This is a genomic window from Sphingopyxis sp. (assembly GCF_034380315.1).
Lineage (GTDB): Bacteria > Pseudomonadota > Alphaproteobacteria > Sphingomonadales > Sphingomonadaceae > Sphingopyxis.
The window spans coordinates 314,071-336,175 of sequence record NZ_JAXMPB010000005.1; the positions used below are offsets into that span (position 1 = coordinate 314,071).

Annotated in this window: 17 protein-coding genes and 3 pseudogenes; 4 read left to right on the forward strand and 16 right to left on the reverse strand. The window is 62.7% G+C overall.

The window, feature by feature from the left end:
- Positions 1–112 precede the first annotated feature (112 nt).
- Positions 113–1,378, forward strand: coding sequence for a site-specific integrase (locus U0S50_RS11840; protein ID WP_322308980.1), 1,266 nt, complete (start codon positions 113–115; stop codon positions 1,376–1,378).
- A 31-nt stretch (positions 1,379–1,409) separates the two neighbouring features.
- On the opposite strand, the pseudogene U0S50_RS11845 reads toward U0S50_RS11840, so the two are convergent.
- The 7 genes and pseudogenes from U0S50_RS11845 to U0S50_RS11875 all read right to left on the reverse strand — a co-directional run.
- Positions 1,410–1,853, reverse strand: a pseudogene (locus U0S50_RS11845) (aquaporin family protein); the annotation flags it as partial.
- A gap of 200 nt (positions 1,854–2,053) precedes the next feature.
- On the reverse strand, positions 2,054–3,595 hold the full coding sequence (gene tnpC, locus U0S50_RS11850) for an IS66 family transposase (RefSeq protein ID WP_322308981.1): 1,542 nt from the start codon (positions 3,593–3,595) through the stop codon (positions 2,054–2,056).
- A 53-nt stretch (positions 3,596–3,648) separates the two neighbouring features.
- The gene (tnpB, locus tag U0S50_RS11855) at positions 3,649–3,996 is read right to left on the reverse strand and encodes an IS66 family insertion sequence element accessory protein TnpB (RefSeq protein WP_322308982.1); all 348 of its coding nucleotides are present in this window, start codon (positions 3,994–3,996) and stop codon (positions 3,649–3,651) included.
- On the reverse strand, positions 3,993–4,412 hold the full coding sequence (gene tnpA / locus U0S50_RS11860; protein ID WP_322308983.1) for an IS66-like element accessory protein TnpA: 420 nt from the start codon (positions 4,410–4,412) through the stop codon (positions 3,993–3,995). The genes tnpB and tnpA overlap by 4 nt, the downstream gene beginning before the upstream one ends.
- 25 nt (positions 4,413–4,437) lie before the next feature.
- Positions 4,438–4,608, reverse strand: coding sequence for a hypothetical protein (locus U0S50_RS11865; protein WP_322308984.1), 171 nt, complete (start codon positions 4,606–4,608; stop codon positions 4,438–4,440).
- Positions 4,609–4,962: 354 nt separating this feature from the next.
- A pseudogene (locus U0S50_RS11870) lies at positions 4,963–5,292 on the reverse strand (ATP-binding protein); the annotation flags it as partial.
- A gap of 268 nt (positions 5,293–5,560) precedes the next feature.
- Positions 5,561–6,148, reverse strand: coding sequence for a PAS domain-containing protein (locus U0S50_RS11875; protein ID WP_067108114.1), 588 nt, complete (start codon positions 6,146–6,148; stop codon positions 5,561–5,563).
- A gap of 202 nt (positions 6,149–6,350) precedes the next feature.
- On the opposite strand from U0S50_RS11875, the gene U0S50_RS11880 reads away from it, so the two are divergent.
- The 3 genes from U0S50_RS11880 (at position 6,351) to U0S50_RS11890 (ending at position 10,488) form a co-directional block, all read left to right on the forward strand.
- On the forward strand, positions 6,351–7,295 hold the full coding sequence (locus U0S50_RS11880; RefSeq protein WP_286750852.1) for an NAD(P)/FAD-dependent oxidoreductase: 945 nt from the start codon (positions 6,351–6,353) through the stop codon (positions 7,293–7,295).
- Positions 7,292–8,854, forward strand: a complete 1,563-nt coding sequence (locus U0S50_RS11885; RefSeq protein ID WP_082797045.1) for a phytoene desaturase — start codon at positions 7,292–7,294, stop codon at positions 8,852–8,854. The genes U0S50_RS11880 and U0S50_RS11885 overlap by 4 nt, the downstream gene beginning before the upstream one ends.
- Positions 8,855–9,114: 260 nt before the next feature.
- The gene (locus U0S50_RS11890; RefSeq protein WP_286750853.1) at positions 9,115–10,488 is read left to right on the forward strand and encodes a cryptochrome/photolyase family protein; all 1,374 of its coding nucleotides are present in this window, start codon (positions 9,115–9,117) and stop codon (positions 10,486–10,488) included.
- 19 nt (positions 10,489–10,507) lie between these two features.
- On the opposite strand, the pseudogene U0S50_RS11895 reads toward U0S50_RS11890, so the two are convergent.
- The 9 genes and pseudogenes from U0S50_RS11895 to U0S50_RS11935 all read right to left on the reverse strand — a co-directional run.
- A pseudogene (locus U0S50_RS11895) lies at positions 10,508–11,118 on the reverse strand (transposase); the annotation flags it as partial.
- Between the two features lie 60 nt (positions 11,119–11,178).
- Positions 11,179–11,391, reverse strand: coding sequence for a transposase (locus U0S50_RS11900; protein WP_234002510.1), 213 nt, complete (start codon positions 11,389–11,391; stop codon positions 11,179–11,181).
- A gap of 393 nt (positions 11,392–11,784) precedes the next feature.
- Entirely contained in the window at positions 11,785–12,906 is a 1,122-nt protein-coding gene (locus U0S50_RS11905; protein WP_158682335.1) for a tetratricopeptide repeat protein, read from the reverse strand.
- 80 nt (positions 12,907–12,986) lie between these two features.
- Complete coding sequence (locus U0S50_RS11910; protein WP_104960053.1) at positions 12,987–13,661, reverse strand: hypothetical protein; 675 nt, start codon at positions 13,659–13,661, stop codon at positions 12,987–12,989.
- Positions 13,658–14,155 (reverse strand): hypothetical protein, encoded by a 498-nt coding sequence (locus U0S50_RS11915; protein ID WP_104960052.1) that lies wholly within the window; start codon positions 14,153–14,155, stop codon positions 13,658–13,660. Before U0S50_RS11915 ends, U0S50_RS11910 begins: the two co-directional genes overlap by 4 nt.
- Positions 14,130–14,663 (reverse strand): hypothetical protein, encoded by a 534-nt coding sequence (locus U0S50_RS11920; protein ID WP_158682333.1) that lies wholly within the window; start codon positions 14,661–14,663, stop codon positions 14,130–14,132. Before U0S50_RS11920 ends, U0S50_RS11915 begins: the two co-directional genes overlap by 26 nt.
- A 45-nt stretch (positions 14,664–14,708) precedes the next feature.
- Positions 14,709–15,197, reverse strand: coding sequence for a hypothetical protein (locus U0S50_RS11925; protein ID WP_322308985.1), 489 nt, complete (start codon positions 15,195–15,197; stop codon positions 14,709–14,711).
- 92 nt (positions 15,198–15,289) lie between these two features.
- Complete coding sequence (locus tag U0S50_RS11930; RefSeq protein ID WP_104960050.1) at positions 15,290–15,850, reverse strand: hypothetical protein; 561 nt, start codon at positions 15,848–15,850, stop codon at positions 15,290–15,292.
- Positions 15,851–15,889: 39 nt separating this feature from the next.
- Positions 15,890–22,072 (reverse strand): autotransporter-associated beta strand repeat-containing protein, encoded by a 6,183-nt coding sequence (locus tag U0S50_RS11935; protein WP_322308986.1) that lies wholly within the window; start codon positions 22,070–22,072, stop codon positions 15,890–15,892.
- Between the last annotated feature and the right edge of the window lie 33 nt (positions 22,073–22,105).

The window sequence follows — 22,105 nt, forward strand, 5'->3', positions numbered from 1 at the left end:
AGATTATCTCTACGACGCCCTATCCTCGACTAGCCGCTGGAGTACCGTTCAGCGCTGACAATTTGTTGACAATTGCGTGATCTGAGATTTTGTCAGCAAGAGGAGTGGCAACATGCCGACGAGCAAGCTGACAAAGCGTACGATCGACGCGGTGGTATCGCCCGCCTCGAAACAACTCATCTATTGGGACACCGAGATTAAGGGATTCGGACTTCGCGTTCTCCCATCGGGCCTGAAGACCTTCATCGTTCAATACCGCAATGCCGAGGGCATTCAGCGGCGCATGAACCTGGGCCGCTTTGGCGTGCTCACCGTCGAGCAAGCGCGTGATCTCGCGCGGCTGAAGTTGGCGGAGGTCATCGTCGGCGGAGATCCAGCGGACAAGGTCCGGCAGTCGCGCAACGGCATGACGGTGGCCGAGATGTGCGATTGGTATCTCACTGAAGCACGGGCCGGGAACATCCTCGGACGAAAAAGCCTTCCGATAAAGTCATCATCGCTCGACATGGACGAGAGTCGCATAAAGACGCACATCGTCCCGCTGCTCGGAAAACGTGTCGTGAAGCATCTGAAAATTGCCGATGTCGAACAGATGCAGACCGATGTGAAGAACGGAAAGACTGCCAAGCCGCGCACCGGAGGCCGCGGTGGCAGGGCGACCGGCGGTCCCGGCGTCGCGGGTCGCTGCGTCGGAACGCTCCAGGCAATCATTGGTCATGCGAAGCACAAAGGCCTGCTCGAGGTCCATCCGACGCTGGGAGCAAAGAAGCTCGCGGGAAAGAAAAGGACTCGTCGTTTGAGCGTGGCCGAGATCATGATGATGGGAAAGGCGATCGCCTACGCTGAAGCCAATGGGGAGAACCCGATCGCCCTCGGTGTGTTGCGAGGACTATTGCTCACCGGCTATCGGCGGCAAGAAGCGCAAGCAATGCAGCGAGCCTGGCTCCATGCCGATCGCGGATACGTTGTCTTTCCGGATACCAAGGGCGGAGCGCAAGTAAGAGCGATCGGACCGGCCGCCATCCGCATTCTGGAAGCTCAGGTGGAGATAGTCGGCAATTCCCACTTCTTTCCGTCCGCAGCGGGCGATGGCCCATTCACGGCTGTTAGCGACTGCCTGAAACGGGTTTGCGGCTTGGCGGGTATCACGGGAGTTACACCGCATACGCTTCGCCATACCTTCGGAAGCGTTGCCGGAGATTTGGGATTCTCCGAGCTTACGATCCGGGCAATGCTGGGTCATGCCTCGCAGAATGTAACTCAAGACTATGTCCACATCGACGAGGCGCTAAAGCTTGCCGTGGAGCGAACGTCCGACGAGATTGCACGATTGCTTGACATCGGCACTGACGCAAAAATGGAAATGGCGCGACAGTGAGTGCTCAAACGCGGCTGGCCGGCTGCGCCAGTCAGCTTTCGGGCGCGGATGGAGAAATAGCCGATGGCCCAAAAGGCTCGCCGAACAGGGTGCTTGCGATTGCGGTTGCCGCGATCGCCCCGGCGAATTGCGCAACAACAAACATTGGAACGTCATGCGGCGCGATACCCGCAAATGTGTTCGACAGGCCGCGCACCACGGTGATCGCCGGATTTGCAAAGCTCGTCAATGACGTGAACCAGTAAGCAGCGGTGATATAGAGCCCGACCGACGCCGCCACGGCCTGTGGCTTGTATCTCGCGGTACCGAGGATCGTCAGTACGAGGCCGAAGGTCGCAACGAACTCGGCGGTCCACTGCCCCAATCCGGTTCTCGCCTTTGTCGAAAACTGTAAGATCGGAAGGTCGAACATCAGATGCCCGGCCCACGCGCCGAAAATGCCGAAGGCAAGCTGAGCAACGACATATGCACCGGCGTCGAGCTAATGCGTGCAAGTCCTCACGGTCGGACGCAGCGACCTCATGAAGCTGTGGTGCGCCGGGGAGGAATGACGAGGACGCGAAATCCATATTGGATTCGATTGCTTGATTGAGCGTTTCCCGAAATGCGACACCGGTTGTGCGCTTCTGGAGCGAGATAAATGCGTTCACCGTAAGCGTGGTCTGAAGGCCGCAGCTACGCGGCCTGTGCGATCTGCTGCTGATGGGGCTGCCAGTTCCAGGGCATGAGTTCATCCCAGCGGGACGCGGGCCAGCCGGAAGCGATCTTCTCGATGACGTCGGCAATATAGGCTTGGGGCTCAACCCCATTGAGCTTGGCGGTCTCGATGACCGAGTAGATGGCGGCGGCGCGTTCGCCGCCGGCCTTCGATCCGGCGAACAGCCAGTTCTTGCGGCCGATGGCGATGGACCGGATCGCGCGCTCGGCGATATTGTTGTCGATCTCCGCCATACCCTCATCGACGTAACGGGTGAGCGCGTCCCAGCGCTTGCGGCCATAGGCGAGCGCCTTCGCCATCGCCGACTTGGGCGACAGGCGGCGCAGGGCGTCGTCGATCGCGCCACGAAGCGCGTCGATCTGTGGCATCGCTTGCTCTTGTCGATGTCGGCGCCGGATATCGGGCGGCTGGCCGCGAACCTCCTCCTCGATCCGGTAAAGCCCGGCGATGCGTGTCAGCAGGTCGGTGGTGAGCGGCGTCGGGCTCGTCTGGTGGCACTCGAAGATCTTGCGGCGGAAGTGTGCCCAGCAGGCGACCTCGCGGATGCCGTTGCCTTCATAGAGCTTCTCATATCCGGCATAACCGTCCGCCTGGAGAAGGCCGGTGAACGACCCCAGCTCGCTCTGCGGATGGATGCCGCTGCGATCGGGGGTGAACCGATACCAGGCGAGCGCCGGGGTGGCGGCGCCCGATGCGCGGTCATCGACGACATAGGCCCAGAGCCGCGCCTGCGCGGTGCGGCCCTTGCCGGGCACGAGCATCGGCACCGGCGTGTCGTCGGTGTGGAGCTTGGCGGCCTTCAGTCCTTCCTCGCGGATGCGGCTGACGATGGGGTCGAGCAGATGCGCGGCCTGGCCCGCCCAGCCGGCGAGGGTCGAGCGATCGATGTCGATGCCCTGCGCCGCCATCATCTCTGCCTGGCGATAGAGGGGCAGATGATGATCGAACTTGTGGACGACGACATGGGCGAGCGTGGCAAAGCTCGCCTTGCCACGTGCTATGGCCTTCACCGGCGCCGGTGCCTGGACAATCCTGTCGCAGGCGCGGCAGCTATACTTGGGCCGCACGGTGCGGATGACGCGCCACTGGACCGGGGCAATATCGAGCTGCTCATCACTGTCGTCGCCAAGCGGGCGCAGCGCGCCGCCGCAATCGGGACAGGTGCAGCTGCCGGCCTCGGGCTCGATCCGCCGTTCCGCGCGCGGCAGATGATCGGGCAATGCGCGCACCGGCGATACCCGTTCGGCGGGTGCCCGCTCACTCGTTCGGCTGTCGGCGACCTCAGCCTCGCCTTCGAGTTCTTCGAGGGCCAGCTCGAGCTGCTCGATCTGGAGCGCGAGCTTCTCCGAGGACTGGCCGAAGGTCATGCGGCGAAGCTGCGCGAGCTGGTGGCGGAGGGTGTCGATCAGCGTATCGCGCGCCGCCAAAGCGGCTTCGAGCTCGGCGATCCGGGCGTCCTTGTCGATGCTGGAAGAGGCTGGTTCCGACACGCGGAACATCTAGCAAAAGTGGCTCCGCGATGCCAGTAAAACCCTCACTAATCCGCCACTTTTTACCCTGCGAGCAAGGGCGCCGCAGTGCGTTCGGGACGCCGCCAGTCGATGCCTTCGAGCAGCATCGAAAGCTGCGCCGCGGTGAGGCTGACCTTGCCCGCCTTGGTGATCGGCCAGACGAACCGGCCACGGTCCATGCGCTTCGAGAAGAGGCACAGGCCCTGGCCATCATACCAGAGCAGCTTGACCAGATCGCCGCGCTTGCCGCGGAACGCGAACAGCGCGCCCGAGTGCGGACTCTTCTCCAGCACCTGCTGCACCAGCACCGCGAGGCCGTCGAACCCCTTGCGCATATCGGTGGCGCCGCAGGCCAGATAAATGCGCGTCGCCGGCGGTAACGGGATCATCGGGCAAGGACGGACATCACCCGTGCCAGCGCATCGGCATCGACCGCCGCGTCGACGGTGATCCGCACGCCCGAAGGCAGCGCGATCCCGATCTGGCCGCTGCCTGCCGGCGCCGTAGCCGGCACCGACACCTCGACCTCAGCGAACGATGGTGCCGGCGTCCGCTTCGTTCCCGTCAGATCGCCGGACAGGGCCTGCCGGCGCCACGTATAGAGCATCCCGCTGCCGACCGCGTGCCGCTGGCACGTCGCCGAGACCGAGCCATCGGGGCCGAACGCTTCGCGCAGGATAGCCAGCTTCTGATCCACCGACCAGCGACGACGCCCGCCTACGACCGCGATCCGACTGCTCATACGATCACTCATATGACCGGTCACAAGAGCACTCGCTCCCGCCGCTCCGATATCCTCGCTCATCACCGCTCCTCACAAAGAGCGGCTATCAGCACCCCGCAGCAGCTCCCCGCAAGGCGGCCTTCAGGACACGGTTACCGTTCACCTCGGCTTCGACTTTTTCAATCGACAGTTTCAGGCTTTGGAGATCGCGGAACAGGGTGGATGCAGGCGAAAGCGTGTCTGCACTCGGGGCGGGCGTTTCGGTTATTTTGGTCATGTCATCCAGTTGGCGGCGGGCCTGGACAATGACCAGAAGCTGAGATCGTCCGACATGGTCCGAGATTCTACTTTCTGTCGCGAAGCGTCTCAAAGGTGCTGGCCCGCGGTGCGCGCAGCTTCTCGCGCCGGAAGGGACGTATGCGGCCTATCTGTCTGTACGTGCGCACATCCGAGTGTCAAACGGCGTTCAAAAGGGACCCCCGATCGGCGTCGAAGAGGGACCCCCTTTTCGGATAATATGATGCTGGTTTGTTGAAGATGGCCTTGCGCTGCGTGCGGCGGAGGGCGGGCGTAGCCCGACCGGAGGCGCGCGCAGCGCAAGATAGATTTTTGAAGGCGCCGAAGGTGGCTGTCAGCTGCGGTTTTTGAAGCGCCAGCTGTCGTTGCCCGTCTCGACGATATCGCAGTGGTGGGTGACGCGGTCGAGCAGCGCCGTGGTCATCTTGGGATCGCCGAACACGGTCGACCATTCGCCGAAGGCGAGGTTCGTGGTGATGATGACGCTGGTCCGCTCATAAAGCTTGCTGATGAGGTGGAACAGCAACTGCCCTCCCGAGCGGGCGAACGGCAGATAACCGAGCTCGTCGAGCACGATCAGGTCGAGCCGCGACAGCTGCGCCGCCAGGGTCCCGCCTTTGCCGATCCGGGTCTCCTCTTCGAGGCGTGTCACCAAGCGTGTCGTCATCCAGTATATCCGTCGTCAGCCGTTTCACACTGGGATCGTTCGACGCCTCGGGCCGCCTGCTTCCTGCATAGACGCGGTCAAATCGACCCGATACGACAAGTTGATCGACAAGCGCGGCGCCGATGCCGCCACCGCTTCCAATCACCAATGCGCGCTTACCGCTCAAATGCTCCCCTTCCCGGCTATGAAATTGCTTCGGCTATCGGATGCTTAATCGGCGGCGGCGCGATCTCCCATATGCCTCAAAGGGAAGGTAGATCGGTGCCTAGAAGCCGGCCTCGACCGCGAGCCGGATCGCATCGGCCGTCGTTTCGACGCCGAGCGCGCGCAGCAGCGCAGCGCGGTGCATCTTGATCGTGCGCTCCGACAGCGACAGCGTGAACGCGATCTGCTTGTTGAGCTGGCCGCTCGCCATCAGCTTCAGCACCTCGCGCTGCCGCGGCGAGAGCGCCTCGATCTGCGCCCGCGCCCGCGCGCTCCGTCCTCCCACCGCCTCGCCCGCCTCGTCGATCTCGATTTGCGAGCCGAGAAAATACTCAAGAGTTCCGTCGGGGCCGAAAATCGGCGCTACCAGCACGGCATTGCGAAACGGCGTTCCGTCTTTCCGGTAGTTGAGGATCTCCACGAGAGCCGGCCTCTGCTCCCGGATGGCGATCCTTAAAGTTTCGGTCAGTTCGGCTTCGGTAGCGGGGCCGGCGAGGAAGCGGCAATTGCGCCCGACGATTTCCTCCGGTCCATAGCCGGTGAGCGCCGAAAAAGCCGCATTGCACTCGACGATCGGGTTATCGGGGAGGCGCGGATCGCTGATCACCGCGGCGATCGGGCTAGCCGCGATCATTGTCTTCAATGACATAATATCCGCCCGCTCACCCCTGGATGCCCCAAGGGACATGTTGCGACACTTCCCCTTGCTCATGCAAGCCTGCGCCGATGACAAATGCGACGAACCGGAAAAAATTGCGCATGACGCCCCGCATGTCGACGGCACGGGCAGGCTCACCGGCGGCGGCTGGCCATCGTGCGTGCCATCGCGGCGACCGCGAGACCAAGGTCTGATGCGGGTCGCGATCATTGGAGCCGGCATTGCCGGGCTCGCCTGTGCGCGGCGGCTGCGCGATGCCGGGCTGGAGGCAACGCTTTTCGACAAATCCCGCGGCATCGGCGGCCGCCTCGCGACCCGCCGCGCGGAGCCGGGCGATCCCGGGGTCGCATTCGATCATGGCGCAACGCATTTCACGGCGCGCTCCGAAGGTTTTACGAGGCTGGTCGCCGCGTGGGAGAAGGCGGGTCTCGCGGCGCGCTGGCCAGTCGCGGGCGCGGACAGCTGGGTCGGCACGCCGACCATGACCGCGCCGCTCAAAACCCTCGCGGACGATCTCGATGTCCGCCTGTCACGACCGGTCACGGCCCTGACCAGATCCCGCACCGGCTGGACGCTCCACAGCGAAGCCAGGCGGCTCGGCAAATTCGATACGGCGGTGATCGCCATTCCGGCCGAGCAGGCCGCCCCGCTTCTGTCGCTCCATGATTTCGAGATGGCGCGCGCGGCCATGGCGGTGCGCTATAATCCTTGCTGGACCGCGATGTTCGCCTTCGAGGAACGGATCGAGGAGCTCCCCGATTTCCTTCGCGGCGCGGGCTCACTCGTGACCGCGGCACGCGACAGCGCCAAGCCCGGACGCGCGCCGGGCGAACGGTGGGTGGTGCAAGCCGACTGGACCTGGTCGGAAGCGCATCTGGCCAGCGAAAGCGCGAGCGTCGCACGTCTGCTGCTTGCCGAACTCGGAAAGGTCGCCGGCCGCGAATTGCCCGCCCCAAGCCATATCGCGGCCCATCGTTGGCTATTCTCTCAGCCATCGGGACAGGATCCGAAGCTGCTGTGGAACCCTGCCATCGGCCTCGGCGCCTGCGGCGACTGGCTCTACCATGGCTTTGCCGAATATGCCTGGCTGTCGGGCCATGTTCTCGGCGCCGCGATCGCAGCGGAGGCGCCGCGATGACGCGCGCAATCGTGATCGGAGCGGGCATCGGCGGCCTTGCGCTCGCCATCCGCCTCCAGTCGGCGGGCCTCGATACGCTGCTCGTCGAAGCGCGCGACCGACCGGGCGGCCGTGCCTATGTCTTCGAGAAGGATGGTTTCACCTTCGACGCCGGGCCGACGGTCATCACCGACCCGGCCTGTCTTGACGAGCTCTGGGCGCTGAGCGGTCAGCGGCTCGAGCGCGATGTCGACCTCGTCCCGGTCTCGCCCTTTTACCGGCTGAGCTGGCCCGACGGATCGATCTTCGACTATGGCAATGACAAGGAGGCGCTCGCCCGCCAGATCGCCGCGCTCTATCCCGCCGATGTCGCGGGATATGAGCGGTTTCTCGGCTTTTCCGCGTCGGTTTACGAGGAAGGCTATGTGAAGCTCGGCGCGGTCCCCTTTCTCGACTTCCGCTCGATGCTGAAGGCGGCGCCGGCGCTTGTGCGGCACCGGGCCTGGCGCTCGGTCTATCAAACCGTCGCAGGCTATGTGCGGAGCGAAAAGCTGCGCGAGGCGCTGTCCTTTCACACCCTGCTCGTCGGCGGAAACCCGATGGCGACGAGCAGCATCTATGCGCTCATCCACAAGCTCGAGCAGGATGGCGGCGTCTGGTATGCGCGCGGCGGCACCAACCGGCTCGTCGCCGGCATGGCCACGCTGTTCGAGCGTCTCGGGGGCACGCTGAGGCTCGGCGATCCCGTTGCCCGCATCGAAACCGAAGGGGACCGGGTAACCGGCATCATGACGCGGAGCGGCTTCACAGCGCGCGCCGATCTCGTCGCCTCGAACGCCGACCTCATGCACAGCTACCGCGACCTGCTTGCGCATCCGCGAGGCAAGCGCGAGGCCGGACGCCTCGCGCGCAAGAACTGGTCGCCGAGCCTCTTCGTCCTCCATCTGGGTGTGCGCGGCACCTTCCCCGAGATCCCCCACCATATGATCCTCTTCGGTCCGCGCTATCGCGGGCTTCTCGACGATATCTACCGGAATGGCGGGCTCGCCGAAGATTTTTCGCTCTACCTTCATCATCCGAGCGCAAGCGATCCGGGCGTTGCGCCGGCGGGCCACAGCAGCTTCTATGCGCTTGCGCCGGTTCCGCATCGCGGCCATGCGCCGCTCGACTGGGAGGTCGAAGGCCCCAACCTCGCGAAGCGCATCATCGCCGAGATCGAGCGGCGCCTGATCCCGGACCTTGGCGCGCGGATCGTCACGCAAATCCAGTATGCGCCGCCGGACTTCGAACAGGATCTCGCCGCGCATCTCGGGAGCGCCTTCAGCCTTACGCCAACTCTGCTGCAGAGCGCCTATTTTCGGGGACACAACCGCGACGCGCGCATCGAAAATCTCTATTTTACGGGCGCGGGGACCCATCCCGGCGCAGGCATTCCGGGTGTCGTCGCGAGCGCGAAGGCGACGGCGCGCCTCATTCTCGGCGACATCGGGGTCAGGATGGACGACCGCCGCTACGAGAGCGGGGGACGCCCGAAATTTTCCGGGCTTGATGGCGCCACGGAAGATGCCATGTCAGGCTGAGCGGATCGACATTCCGGTTCTGCCGGCGGCCAGCGCCTTGCGACCTACGCCTGGCCGCGGCGGGGGGCGGTGATTGTTCATCGCCGGGCGGTGCGACACCATGTCGCACCGCCCAATCCTCCGCATGGACATCCCCGCCAATGCGAGTGCGCACCGTCCGGGCTTCCCGAAAGGTCATCTTTTGCGGAGGGGGGAGCGTGCCCGATGGCAGAACCAGCGACTGCCCGCACCACGGCCCGCCAAAAAGGGAAACCGCCGCCATGCCCCCCGCCATCTTGTGGCTTCGCCAGGACCTCCGCACCACCGACCATCCGGCGCTCCTCGCAGCGATTGCCGAAGGCCCGGTCATTCCGCTCTATATATTGGATGACGAGAGCCCCGAAACGCGCGCCATCGGGGGCGCGCAGCGCTGGTGGCTGCATCACAGTCTCGCTGCACTCGATGCGAGCCTTCGCAAACGCGGCAGCCGCCTCGTCCTGCGCCGCGGCGCTGTCGCCGAAATAGTCGAAAGCGTCGCGGCAGAAGCCGGCAGCACAAGGGTGCACGCGACCCGCTGCTACGAGCCCTGGTGGCGGCACTGCGAGGAAGCGATAGACGCCAGGCTCGAACTGCGACTCCACGACGGCAATTATCTTGCGCCGCCCGAGAGCATCACCAATGCGCAAGGCGCGCGCTACCGCGTCTTCACGCCATGGTATCGCGCGCTGCTGGAGCGCATGCCGCCCGCCCTTCCCCATGCGGCGCCCGACCATATTACGCCGCCTCGGGCCTGGCCGGCGTCGGACAATCTCGCCGATTGGGGCCTGACCCCGATAAGCCCCGACTGGGCCTCGGGATTTGGCGACTGGCGCCCGGGCGAGAAAGGTGCTTGGCGGGCGCTGCGCGACTGGCTGCCGCTTGCCGGCGCCTATAAGGCCCGCCGCGACTATCCCTCGCTCCCCGCGACATCGCGGCTGTCGCCGCATCTTCATTTCGGCGAAATCAGCCCCCGGTCGATCTGGCATGCGCTCGGCGAGCGCGACGATGCTGGCGCCGAGACCTTTCGATCGGAGCTCGGCTGGCGCGAACATGGCATCAATCTCGTCGACCAGATGCCCGATTATGGCGATCGGAACGGGCGCCCCACCTTCGATGATTTCGGCTGGCGGAGCGGCCCCGAAGCCGACCGGGACTTCACCGCCTGGACCCGGGGACGGACCGGCTACCCAATCGTCGACGCGGGTATGCGTCAGCTCTGGAATATGGGATGGATGCACAACCGGGTCCGGATGGTCACCGCCTCCTTCCTCGTCAAACATCTGCTGATCGACTGGCGCCGGGGAGAGCGCTGGTTCTGGGATACGCTGCTCGACGCCGATCTCGCCTCGAACGCGATGAACTGGCAATATGTCGCGGGCACCGGCGTCGACGCGCCAGTCTTCTCGCGCATCATGTCGCCGCTACTCCAGAGCGAACGGTTCGCGATGGGCGACTATGTCCGCGCTTATGTTCCCGAACTTGCGCATCTGTCGGACACCGAGATCGTCGCGGCCCATGGTCAGGATGCGCGGGTACCAAAGTATCCGCCACCGCTTGTCGGTCACGAGGCGGCGCGGGCGCGGGCGCTGGCTGCCTGGGAAGCACTGCGCGGCTAGCGAAGGAAGGTCATGCGGCTAGTCGAAGCCGGCGCTTGCCACGCCTTGGCTGTTGTAAACCGGGCCTTCGCGCGACACCGCGAATTTGCGGCTCGACGATACGCTCAACCCGCTTGCGGTTCACATGCCACCCCGCATCGCGCAGCAACGCCGTCACCCGGCGATAGCCATAACGACCATATTGCCGCGCCAGCGCGATGATATCCTCGGTGAGAGCGGCTTCGTCATCCGCCCCGCGAGGCGCCTTGCGCTGTGTCGATCGGTATTGCCCGAGCACGCGGCAGAGCCGCCGCTCGGACACCGGCATCATCCTTCTGATGTGGTCGATACAGCGCCTTCGGCGCGCGGGGCTCAGAAGTTTCCCCGGGCAGCTTCCTGCAGGATCAGCTTGTCCAGCGTCAGGTCGGATATCGCACGGCGAAGCCGCGCATTCTCTTTCTCCAGGTCCTTCATCCGGCGCGCCTGATCGGTCTTCAGGCCGCCGTATTCCTTGCGCCAACGATAGTAGGTCTGCTCGCTGATCGCGATCCGACGGCACGCCTCGGCGGTCGTGGCGCCCTGCGCCAGCACAACCTCCGCTTCACGCAGCTTGCCAATAATCTCTTCCGGGCGATGCTTCTTGCTCGGCATTCCGTATCTCCTTCGTCGTCCAAAATATCATCAATTTTGGACCACTCAGAAGGGGGCAGATCATGCGGCAATCCGCGCCTCATATTCCTGGATCAGATCTGCCGCCCGCGCATCTTCATCGAGAGCACCGGCCTCGTACTTCTCCACCCAGATGCGGATCAGCTGCCGGGAAATGTCATGGCGCTTGGCAAGGCCGTGAAGCGTCTCTCCGCTGAGAAACTCCTGCGCGACCTGACGCTTGAACTCGACGCTATGGGATCGGTGTCTTGCCATGGGCTCTTCTCCAAAAGCCCGGCCAACCGGTCAATCCAACTATGCTCCCCTGTCCGGCACAAGGGGCCCACTCCAATCGGGGGTCCCTTTTGAACGCCGTTTGACACCTCGGTCATCGGGAACTCCTCTTCGTCACGGTTGAAGTGTGCAAACTCCACCATAACGATGAGCCCGGTGGCCACCAGCGACGCCGTATTCCGGGGTGGGGCATGCCCCACCCCGGAATACACCATCGCCTACACCGGAAATTACACCACGAGCGCGGACGCTAACCACCGCTATCTCAGCTAGACGCCGGAACTCTTGTGCGGATGTGTGTGCCGATGGGCGGACCAAGGTAGCGATTGACGACGATGGTCTGAAGTATCCATGCGATCACGGTCAGTCCCCCAGCTAGCAATTATTCACGTAGCGCCATTGTTGGCGACCGCGTGTTTGCGCCTCGGTTGATCGCGCAACACGGCGCAGGCATTCACTTCGCGCGCGCGCTTGCGACCAGAATTGCTCATCGTTCTGGCCGCTGCCGTAGAGGCTCCAGATCCGGGCCATATTCGCCGCTTCCGCACGCGCATTGTGATCACGCCGCCACTGGTTCTCGCGCGCCCGCAGGGCGGTGCAGTTCGGCCCGCGCAGGGTGCAGTATTGGGCGACATCGAAAGAAAAGCTTTGCAGGCTCGACGCATCCGGCCCGTAGCGGTCGATGTGATCGATATAGCGGGCCTGGGCGATATTCGGCGTGATAAGGACAATCAGATCCTGCGCATGCTCATATCCCTGTTCGGCCGAACGTGTGAGCCAGTCAGCCGCCGCCAGATAATCGCGCGAGACGCTCTGCCCATAGGCGTACATGAAACCCACCGCATATTGCGCCGCCGACTCGCCACCTTCCGCATGGGGGCGCAGGAGACGCATCGCCTCGCCAAAGCGGTCAGCGTCAAAGGCCTCCAGCCCGGCACGCAAGCTTTCGGCCGTGACCGGCCCGGCATCGAACTTGGCGAGGTTTTCGCACGCCGGCGCTTCACCCGCATTGCAGGCCTGCTGATAGAGCGAGCGGGCACGCGGCTTGTCCGCCGGGCCGCCCTGCGCTTGTTCCAGCATGACGGCAAAGCCGTTACAGCCATTCGCGATTCCCGCATTGCATGACGCCTCGAACCCCGTTCGGGCGACAGCGAAATCGACCGCGCCCCCTTGGCCATTAAAGGCCATACGGGCAAGATTGAAACATCCTGCCACATGGTCGAACTGGCAGGCCTTGTCGTAGAGCCAGCGCGCATGTTCCAGATCCGGCTCGCCCCCGACCAGTCCTTGATAGGATATCACTCCGTAATTGTAGCATCCCCGGCCATGTCCGAGATCGCAGGCGCGGCGGAAATGGTCACGCGCGGTAGTCATGTCCTGAGCACGATAGGCACGCGCGCCCTGATTATACGACTGTTCGGCCGATTGCGCCTGCGCGGGATAGACGAAGCCTACGGTCATGAGGGCGGAGATGACAAGCAGGGTCAAACGATACATTGGCAGCTCCTTTAATCGAATCCTATTCGATGAGTATCCGAATCCGGGGGTTCCCATGTCTCTCTCCCTTCAGCCGCGAATTATTGCGAGAACCAGGCGACATCTTCCGGCAGCACGTCGACAGTGTCGATAATCATGTAGGTTTCCTGATCGGCGCCGGACCAGGATTCGATGAAATCGACGATACGGTTGCGGATGAGATTCCAGCCGGGTCTGAAACGGATGGCATATTCAACCGTCACCTCTGCATCTCCGGACGGAACAAGGATTTCCCATGAGCAGATTCCCTGAACCTCGGCCTCTCCCTCGGCATAGACAAGCTGGAGATACGTGCCTTTGGTCATGGGCGCCTGTCCGTGGTTCAATCTCCACACGGCCATCTCCTCGGAATCCGCGATTGCCAATGCGCGCTCGTTTCCGTCCCCCGACAGGGCGAGGGGCACAATCGGTGTTATCCCGGTGCTTCCATTGACGATCTGAACCGTATTCGCGCGGCATGTATCGAAGGTTTGGGAAACGGTCTGTTGCGATGGCGGGGGAACGATCGGCTCCATGACAATCTGGCCCTCGGCATCGATGGTCCCGATGTTCCTCAAAGCGCTGCTGTCCTCGAAATCCATGATCGCCAGGGCCTGTGCCCCGTGAATCCAGTTTCGAATCTTTCCGGCGGCAATGTCCGTATCAGCCTGCGCCCGTCCTTCGCTCGCCATAACCCCGGCAATCAAGGCAATGCTGGCGAGGCGCAGCGCACTCACTGCACCTGCCGGCTGATGTCGATCTGGATCATATAATCATCCGCCCCTTGAGGTCTGGATATGGCGATCTGGCCGCTTTCCACATCGAGACCATTGAAGAGCAGGCCGCCATTGGAAGCACTCTCGGTGACGGAATAGCCAGCTGTTTCGAGGGCCGCCTTCCAGCCCGGAACTTGCGCCGATGGATCGTCGGGAACGCTGACTTGCAGGAGTTGCGTCCTTGTCCCGATACTGCTGTTCTGAAGCACGGTATGCGGCTCAGGCAAGGCAAGGCCCGCCGGAAGCCAGTCGATGTCTTGGGAACCACCGGCAATCGCGCTTCCATTGTCATCGTCGACAATGCCATTGGTATCGGTGTCCGTCCCGCAGGCCGACAGCAGGAGCAAGGCGGCGACCGAAGCGATTTTCGCCAGGGGAAGCTGTTTCACAGAAATCTCCTCAGTAAAATCCGGGGCCAGCTTTCGCCAGTCACCCGCCCAGAATGGTGTTTGCATTGTCAGGGCACGCCGAACGCACTTTCTCCCCGACCAGATCGGTAATTCGCTTGTCATAGTCGGCCACATCTTCCCCGGTGCCTTCGAAAAAGGATCCAAGCGAACTGCGGTGAACAGGCAAAGCCCTCAGCAAACTGATGCATTGCTGCGGGCCGGGATTTTCGATGGATAAGGTCGTATCGACAAAGCGGGCCATCGAACGCACATAACAGGCATCGAGTGCCGCAATCGCATCCGCGCGATCGTGTGCTGCGACATCCGCATTGTTCAGGACGGTGGTTGCTTGCCCCACAACACCCGCGCAAGCTCCTGAGGGGGACGTCCCTTCGCCTGCCTTCCGCCACGCCTCGTCAAGCGATGACCGATAGGTTTCGGCGACGGCGGGCACACCTGATCGGGCAGCCGCAGTCATCCGGGTATCGCTATTGTTTTCTTCGGCATTGCCTTGTTCGCTGGAGCAACCGGCAATCAGCAGGCAGACCGGAACAAGAGTCATGAAAATTCGCATATTGCCTCCTCCATGTATCTTTCGTGTGACAATTGGGCGATCGTCCTAGAGGCGGCTCATGATCCGCTGGGCGAGCAGCTTCAGCCCGGTCGTGCCCTGCTCACGCGTCAGCAGGTTTTCCTCTTCGATCGCAGCCGGCGACAGACCCAGGGACAGTGACTTCCCGCCCGCGTTCAGCGCGATGACATGGATGCCATTAAATACATGCGCTTCCGTTCCGGCATCGAACGCTTCATGCGTTCCGCCAGTCTGGCGCATTTGAGAATCCTTGCGCGAGGCGAAGTCCTCGGCATCGCCGATGTTGAAGTTGATCCGGTTGTTTGCGCCCTCGTCCAGAAAGAGCATGCAACCGGCCACCTCATCTCCCATAGCCGCTACGGTCGTATCCTTCACGGTCAGGAGGCCGCCGAAGGCTTCCGCGACATCGGCGCTGCCGAGCAGGCCGCCGCATTCTTCGCTGGCGACGGCGCCAGCATCCTCTGCGGCTATGGTATCGCCCTGGCTATCCCCGGAACAGGAGATGGTGAGCGGCATGATCGCGGCAGCCGCAAGGATGGTTTTCAGGTGATGATATCTGCTCATGATCGTAAGAACCCCTGTTCAGGAATAGTCGATTTTCGAACCCGTCACGCTTGCGGTGACGCCTGCATGTTTGCCAGAACCTCACCGCCAGCTCTTTCGATGCCGGCCGCAATCTCCTCGCTAGAAAGGGGCGGTTCTCCGCCAAAGACGACAAGCGACAGGCCGAGTGAGATGGAGCGGTTCTGATCGTCGATGGCGATGAGTTGCGCATCGTTGACCACGAAGGCTTCCCTGCCCAGGTTCACAGGCACCAATTTCAAGCCCTGCGAGTGGTAGGCATCCTTCCGGACCGCGTAATCTGCGGCATCACCGACCTGAAGGATGACCTGGCTTTCTTCGCCCTGTGCAACGGACACGGTGCATCCGCCTCCACGCGCGCCCCGACCGCTCATCCCCGTGAAAGTCAGCTTGCCTGCGAAAGTCTGCGCGAGGGCATCGAGATCGAGTAGATCGCAGTCACCCTGTGCCGCTTGTGGGGGAGTTGGCGACACCTCGGTATCGCTTGCGGAATCCGCCAGGGCGGATTGCGAGTTATTACCGTCGGAACAGGCCGCTAAAACAAGCGCGAGAAGCCCGGTAGCCAGTGTCGCCTTTCTGCCTTTCACGTCTTGCCTTTCCTGCCGGACAATTCGGAGTTCTCCCGGTCAGAAGGCAAAGGATATGCCAGCCCTGAAGGCGTGGTTTTCATATTGGTTCGCGAGATCGGCATTGTAGCCGAATGACAGGCTCGCCCGGTCGGACAACGCCAACCTGCCGCCAAGACCCAGCGACAGGGCATTCTCCGCGATCGGAGCGCCCGCCACGGCGAAGGGGGCGCCGCCTGCACGCAGCGCTTGGACCGATGCTTCCGGCTGATCGAAAGCGTGCCGCCAGCCGATCTCTGCGCCGAATTCCGCGCGGGACTGGCCAAGATCGATCTCTGTTCCCATCCGCAGGCCGAGCGTGGAGAACGTCACGCTGGTATCTACCTTTTCCGCATCCAGCGCCGCCGGGCCGCCCGTTTCCGCAAAGCGTTCCGACGAGTGCCAGACATGGGCGATCTCGCCGAACGGCGTGAAGGTCACGGAACCGGCGCTTAAGGCATAGGACATTCTGCCGTAGAGTTGGCCCGTGCGCGCCGAATAGGCGCTTTCCAGACTGTCCGAATAACCCGGGAAATTCACCTGCCTGCTGGCGTCGATATCGTGCCAGCTTATGTCGGCACCGACTTGCAGGCCGAAGCCGCCCCACTGGCCGGCCCCATATGCCCCCAGATGGGTGCTGCCCAAAGATGCGGTTGAACCCCTGTCGGTAGCTCGGACGTCGGAATCGGTATAGCCGGCAAAGGCGCCAACACGCAGATTGCTCCCGATATTCGTATCTGCGCCCAGCAGGAAGCCATAGCGGTTGTTTTTCAATGCCGCGGTGTTGGCCGTTCCATCGGTCCGCTGGTTGCCGGCAAGCCCTTCGATCCACAGTTCCACGCCTTCCCGGCGCGAGATCCGGTTGCCTCTTGCAAAGGCAGCATCGCGGGTGACGCGGCTTTGCTCCACCAGCGTGGCGGTTAGCGAGGCATGAAGCTCGCCGGTCAGGCTGTCTAATGCATGGCGGGCCGCGCCCTCGTCAGTCTGACCGAGCAGGGCGCTGACGATGTCATTGCCGCCATCGAGCGCGTCGAGCGTCGCCGCGATGCCCGCCTGGTTGGCCGTCAGCGCAACATCGGAGAAATGAGCGATCCTGTTCGAGATCAGATAGACGGCCGAGGGGTCGTAATCGAGGGCGAAATCGAGGAAGACGTAATCGTCCGTCACCCCGTCGAAGGCTCCGCTAACGCCGCCATCCGCCGCCAATATCGTATATGTGCCCGGCAGATAGGTTTCGCCCGTATCGGTTCCGTTATCCGGGGTGACATGCACGGTCCCGCCAATCAGGGTCGCGCTGCCCGTGACGTGGATCGCGTCATGGTTGACGCCGGGCACGAAGCCGCCATCGTTCAGTTCCACTTCGAAGACCGATCCGGCCTCGAACGTCACGCTGGCCGCATTGCTCTGGCCGATCGAATTGCCCGGCGCGAAGGTGCCGCCTTGCCCGGTCGTGACGTTCCCGAAGGTTCCCGTTCCGTTCAAGGCCCCGCCAGACACGGTGATGTTTCCGCCAAGGCTGCCATTGACGGCCAGCACACCGGCCAGAATGTCGGTCTGCCCGGTGAAGTTCGACGCATCCCCCGTCAGCGTGACGGCCCCGGTGCCATCCTTGATCAGGCTGCCGGTTCCCCGCAATTCGCCATCGAAGCTGCCGTTGCTATCCTGATCGAACTCCAGCCTGCCATTGTCATAGACCACGATAAAGTCCCGCAGGTTGTCAGTCGTGCCCGACAAGGTGCCTCCGAGAATATGCGTGCCACCTGTGTGGCTGGTGGTCCCGGCAAGGTACACCTCACCAGTGCCATCCTTTATCAACCTTCCGTCCCCGCTGACGCTGCCTGCAAAGGTGCCATTGCTGTCCTGATCGAAGATCAGGTTGTTGGAAGCGGACAAGCCCGTATCGATATTCCCATGCAGGCTATCCGTGTCGCCGCGCAAACCGCCCTCGTGGATGACGGTGCCGCCGGTATAATTGTTGGAGCCGGTCAGATGCAGTTCGCCGGTGCCGACCTTGTGCAGCATTCCGAAGCCAAGGATCTGGCCGGAAAAGCTACCGTTCCCGCTCTGACTGAAGATCAGCGCGGTATCTTCCAGCATGGTAATCATGCTGCCTGTCAGGCTCTGCGTGTTGCCGTGCAGCGCACCTTCGCGGATATCGGTCCGCCCGGCAAAACTGTTCACGCCCGTCAGGCGCAGGATGCCATCCCCTTCCTTGATGAACAGACCGCCGCCATTCCCGGACAGACGCCCCGCATAGGTCGCATCGTCATTTCCCGTGATCGTCAGCGTGCCGTTGGCAGCGATATCGCCGACAAGCGTATCCGCCGTGCCTTTCAGATGTCCGGGTGATCTGACGACAAAGCCGCCCCGGCCAATCGCCGCCTCCGCCACTAGCGTGCCATTGCGAACCTGCACTTCGCCCAGGAAGCTATCGTAGGAATTTGCCTGACCCGTCACGGTCAGCACGCCTTCGCCCGCCTTCGCCAGATTGCCGCTTCCCGCCAGCTCGCCATCGAAGCTGCCGTTGCTGTCCTGATCGAACAGGAGCGTGGCGTTGCCAGAGATCCCGATACCGCCTTGGAGGCTATCGGTCGTCCCCGACAATGTCCCTGCAATGACCTGCGTTCCGCCATCATAGGTGTTGGTGCCCACCAGCTGGACCAGACCTTCCCCTTCCTTGCGGAGACGTCCGCCTCCACTGATGTCGCCGAAATAGGTGCCGTTGCTGTCCTGATCAAAGATCACGATGATATCCGAGGAGAATTCGGTTTCGATATCGCCTCGAAGGCTGTTCGTATCACCGCGCAAGAAGCCCTCATGGATAACGGTGCTGCCGGTATAATAGTTGGCGCCCGTCAGATGTAGTTCGCCTGCGCCAGCCTTGTGCAGCGTTCCGAAGCCCAGAATCTCGCCAGCGAAAGTGCCATCCCCGCTCTGGTTGAAGATCAGCGCGGTATCTTCCGACATGTTATATACGCTGCCTGTCAGGCTCTGCGTGTTGCCGTGCAGCGCGCCTTCGCGGATATCGGTCCGCCCGGCAAAACTGTTATCGCCCGTCAGGCGCAGGATGCCATCCCCATCCTTGATGAACAGACCGCCGCCGTTCCCGGACAGACGGCCCGCATAGGTTGCATCGTTATCTTCCGTGATCGTCAGCGTGCCGTTGGCAGCGATATCGCCGCCAAGCGTGTTCGCCGTACCTTTCAGATGTCCGGGAGAACCGATGACAAAGCTGCGCGGGCTGATCACCGTTTCTGTCAGCAGCCTGCCGTTGAGGACCTGGACATCGCCTGTAAAGAAGCTGTTATCCCCTGTCATGGTAACGGTTCCGAGGCCGGTTTTCACCAGGATAGCTCGGTTTCCTCCCAGTATGCCCGCGAATCTTCCGTCGGCCTCCTGGTCAAACACCAGCATCGTGCCATCCATCATCACGATCTCGCCCTGAAGGCTGTCGGTCGTGCCCGACAGCGCGCCCTCGGTCAACTCGGTGCCGCCAGTGTGGCTGGTAACCCCGTCAAGATGCACGAGGCCGGAACCATGTTTCTCCAGCCTGCCTTGTCCCGTGATGTTGCCGGAAAAGACGCCATCGGCATCCTGATCGAAAATCATCTTGCCATGAGTGCCAATCTCGATTTCACCCTGAAGGCTGACCGTATGGCCTATCAAGGCGCCATCCTGAATGAAGGTGCCGCCGGTATAGCTGTTGGCACCTGCGAAGGTGGTCTCGCCAGCGCCGGTCTTCGTGACGGCCCCGGTGCCGATCATGTTACCCATGTATACCGAGGCGGTATCCTCGCTGAATTCGACGATGCTCTGGTTGACGATATCGCCTGGCAGGCTGTTTCCATTGCCCACCAGCACACCGGCAATAACCCTGGTTCCGCCGCGATAGCTATTGCCTTCGCCCGTCAGGACGAGCGTGCCGAGATCGTCCTTTATCAGCATGCCCCAGCCGGTCAGGTCGCTGTCGATGTGCGCGGTATAGGCGGCGCCTGCCGCTGTGCCGTCACCGACCCGGATCGTGACAGCGCCATCCAGCGCGATTGCATCGCCTGCGATGGTATAGTCCGGCACGGCGAACTGCATCCCGCTTGTCGTGATCGGGCCTTCGCTGCCATCCACGGTCACGGTGTAGCCAGGCGTCCCGGCGAAGATCAGCATCGCATCAGGGTCATACACGCCGGACTGCGAGCCATCCGCATTGGTCCAGTTGGTTCCGGTGGCGGACCATGTGCCCGCTCCGCCCGCGATGCTGCCGTTCGGGGTCGTCTGTGTCCCGTTCCAGAACTGAAATGCGCCCGGATCGCCACCCGGATCATTGCTTTCGCCGACAAGCAGGTTGATTTCCCCGGCAATGGCCGTCTGGACGGTGAGGTTGGTGTCATCATAGCCTGTGGGCAGACGGCTGCCGATGGCCAGCCCGTTATCGGTCAGCGCGCCGCCATAATCGATCAGGCGATACAGCCCTTCGCCAAAGCCGCCGACATCGGTGACTTCCAGCGTGCCGTCGAGGACAAGATCGCCCCCTACCACCAGAAGATCGCTGTCCACGCCCGGCGTGCCGGACGGGGCGCCCAGATCATAGCGCAGCGTCGCCCCGCTTCCCAGCGTGAGGTTGCCGTCTATCGTCAGTGTGCCTTGCTCGAGACCGGGCCGCAGCAACCCGCTCGTAACGGTCAGATCGCCGGTCAGCCTGCCGGTTCCGCCCAGCCCCGCAAGATCGGGACCAAGGCTGTCCAGCGAAACGGAGCCGCCCAGCACCCCTGTCAGCAAGACGGTTCCACCCGATACCTGTGTCGCGCCGGAAAATCCCGAACTGTCGCCGGTCAGGACGGTGGTGCCAGCGCGATGGGACAGGCTGCCTTGTCCGTCGGCCACACTGCGAAGCGACGTATCGAACAGATGCGCGGTGCCGGTGTGATTGAAGACCAGCGTGCCGTCGCCCTGTCCAAACAGGATTTCGTCTGCACTCACCGTTCCGGCCGCGGCAGGTGCCGTATCGCCGCCGATATAGACTGTGCCGGTGCTGACGCCCAGTTCAGCGATTTGGAGGGTTCGGCCGACAGCCACATGACCACCGTCGCTCACTGTCAGCGAGCCTTCGCTCGCCTCTGTGAACGACGAACTCCGTCCTCCAACTTTCAGATCGCCAGAGATATTCCATTGCGACTGCGCGCCGTCAACCAGCGCCGTGCCAGTTCCTCCGGCGCTTTCCCCCAGAAGTCCCGTCGTCGCCGTCACCACCGCGCCATCGGTTATGGCAAGCGTTCCGGCGTTGTATATCCCGACACGGATCATCCCGTCGATGTTCCAACTTGTTCCCACCCCGCTGACCGATGCGGCGCCAATACCCCACATCCCGATATTGGTTGACAGGCTGTCCACCTTGCCGCCGTCACTGATGGCGAGAGTGCCGGTCCCGCTTCGACGGATTGCACCGTCTCCACCGATGAAAAAGGTGCCGGACCTCAGATATGAATTCGCGCCGGTAACGGTGACGGTGCCCTCACCGCCTCCCTCCCTGCCGACATAGACAGTGGATGGACCTGCGCCGAGAACGGAACCCCCATTCTCGATCGTCAGAGAGCCGTTGCCAGCGCTGCCGACTATCATTACGGAGCCGTAAGCTGGGTCATCTTGCAGCATTGCCCAGGTCGAATTCGACCCGCTGACCGTAACATGCCCCTCGCTCCCGGCATAGCTGCCGATCAGGGTATCCGTGCTTTCAAAGGTCGCCCCTCCGTCAATGACAAGCGAGCCTTCACCATATCTACCGATTTCGACCGGCGATCCCCCATTGTCCAATCGAAAGTTCGACCCGTCGCCGCTGACGGTGAGCAAGCCGCGCGATCCAGCCTGTTCACCTATCCTCAGCCGACCTCTACCCGAACCACCTCCCGAATAAGAGCCGCCGTTACGAACGGTCAGTTCGCCATTTCCCGTCGAGCCGATGGTGATACGGGCGGACTCTGCCAGGCGGTCGGGATTGCTGAAGAATTCGATCACCGGCGATTGCGGGCCTTCGGCATCGATAATCACGTGAAAGCCGTCGCCGGTTGGGCCATTGTGGGGGTGCACGCCCTCCGACCAGTTTTCATCCTTATACCAGTCTTGGTCCGCATCGCCCTGCCAGACATTCTCTTGCGCCCAGGCGGTGGAAGGATGGAAGGAAGCCGCGGCGACAAGAGCGGCTGCGCTTGTCATCAGGTGTGACCGGACGGAACGCCCCTTGCGCGC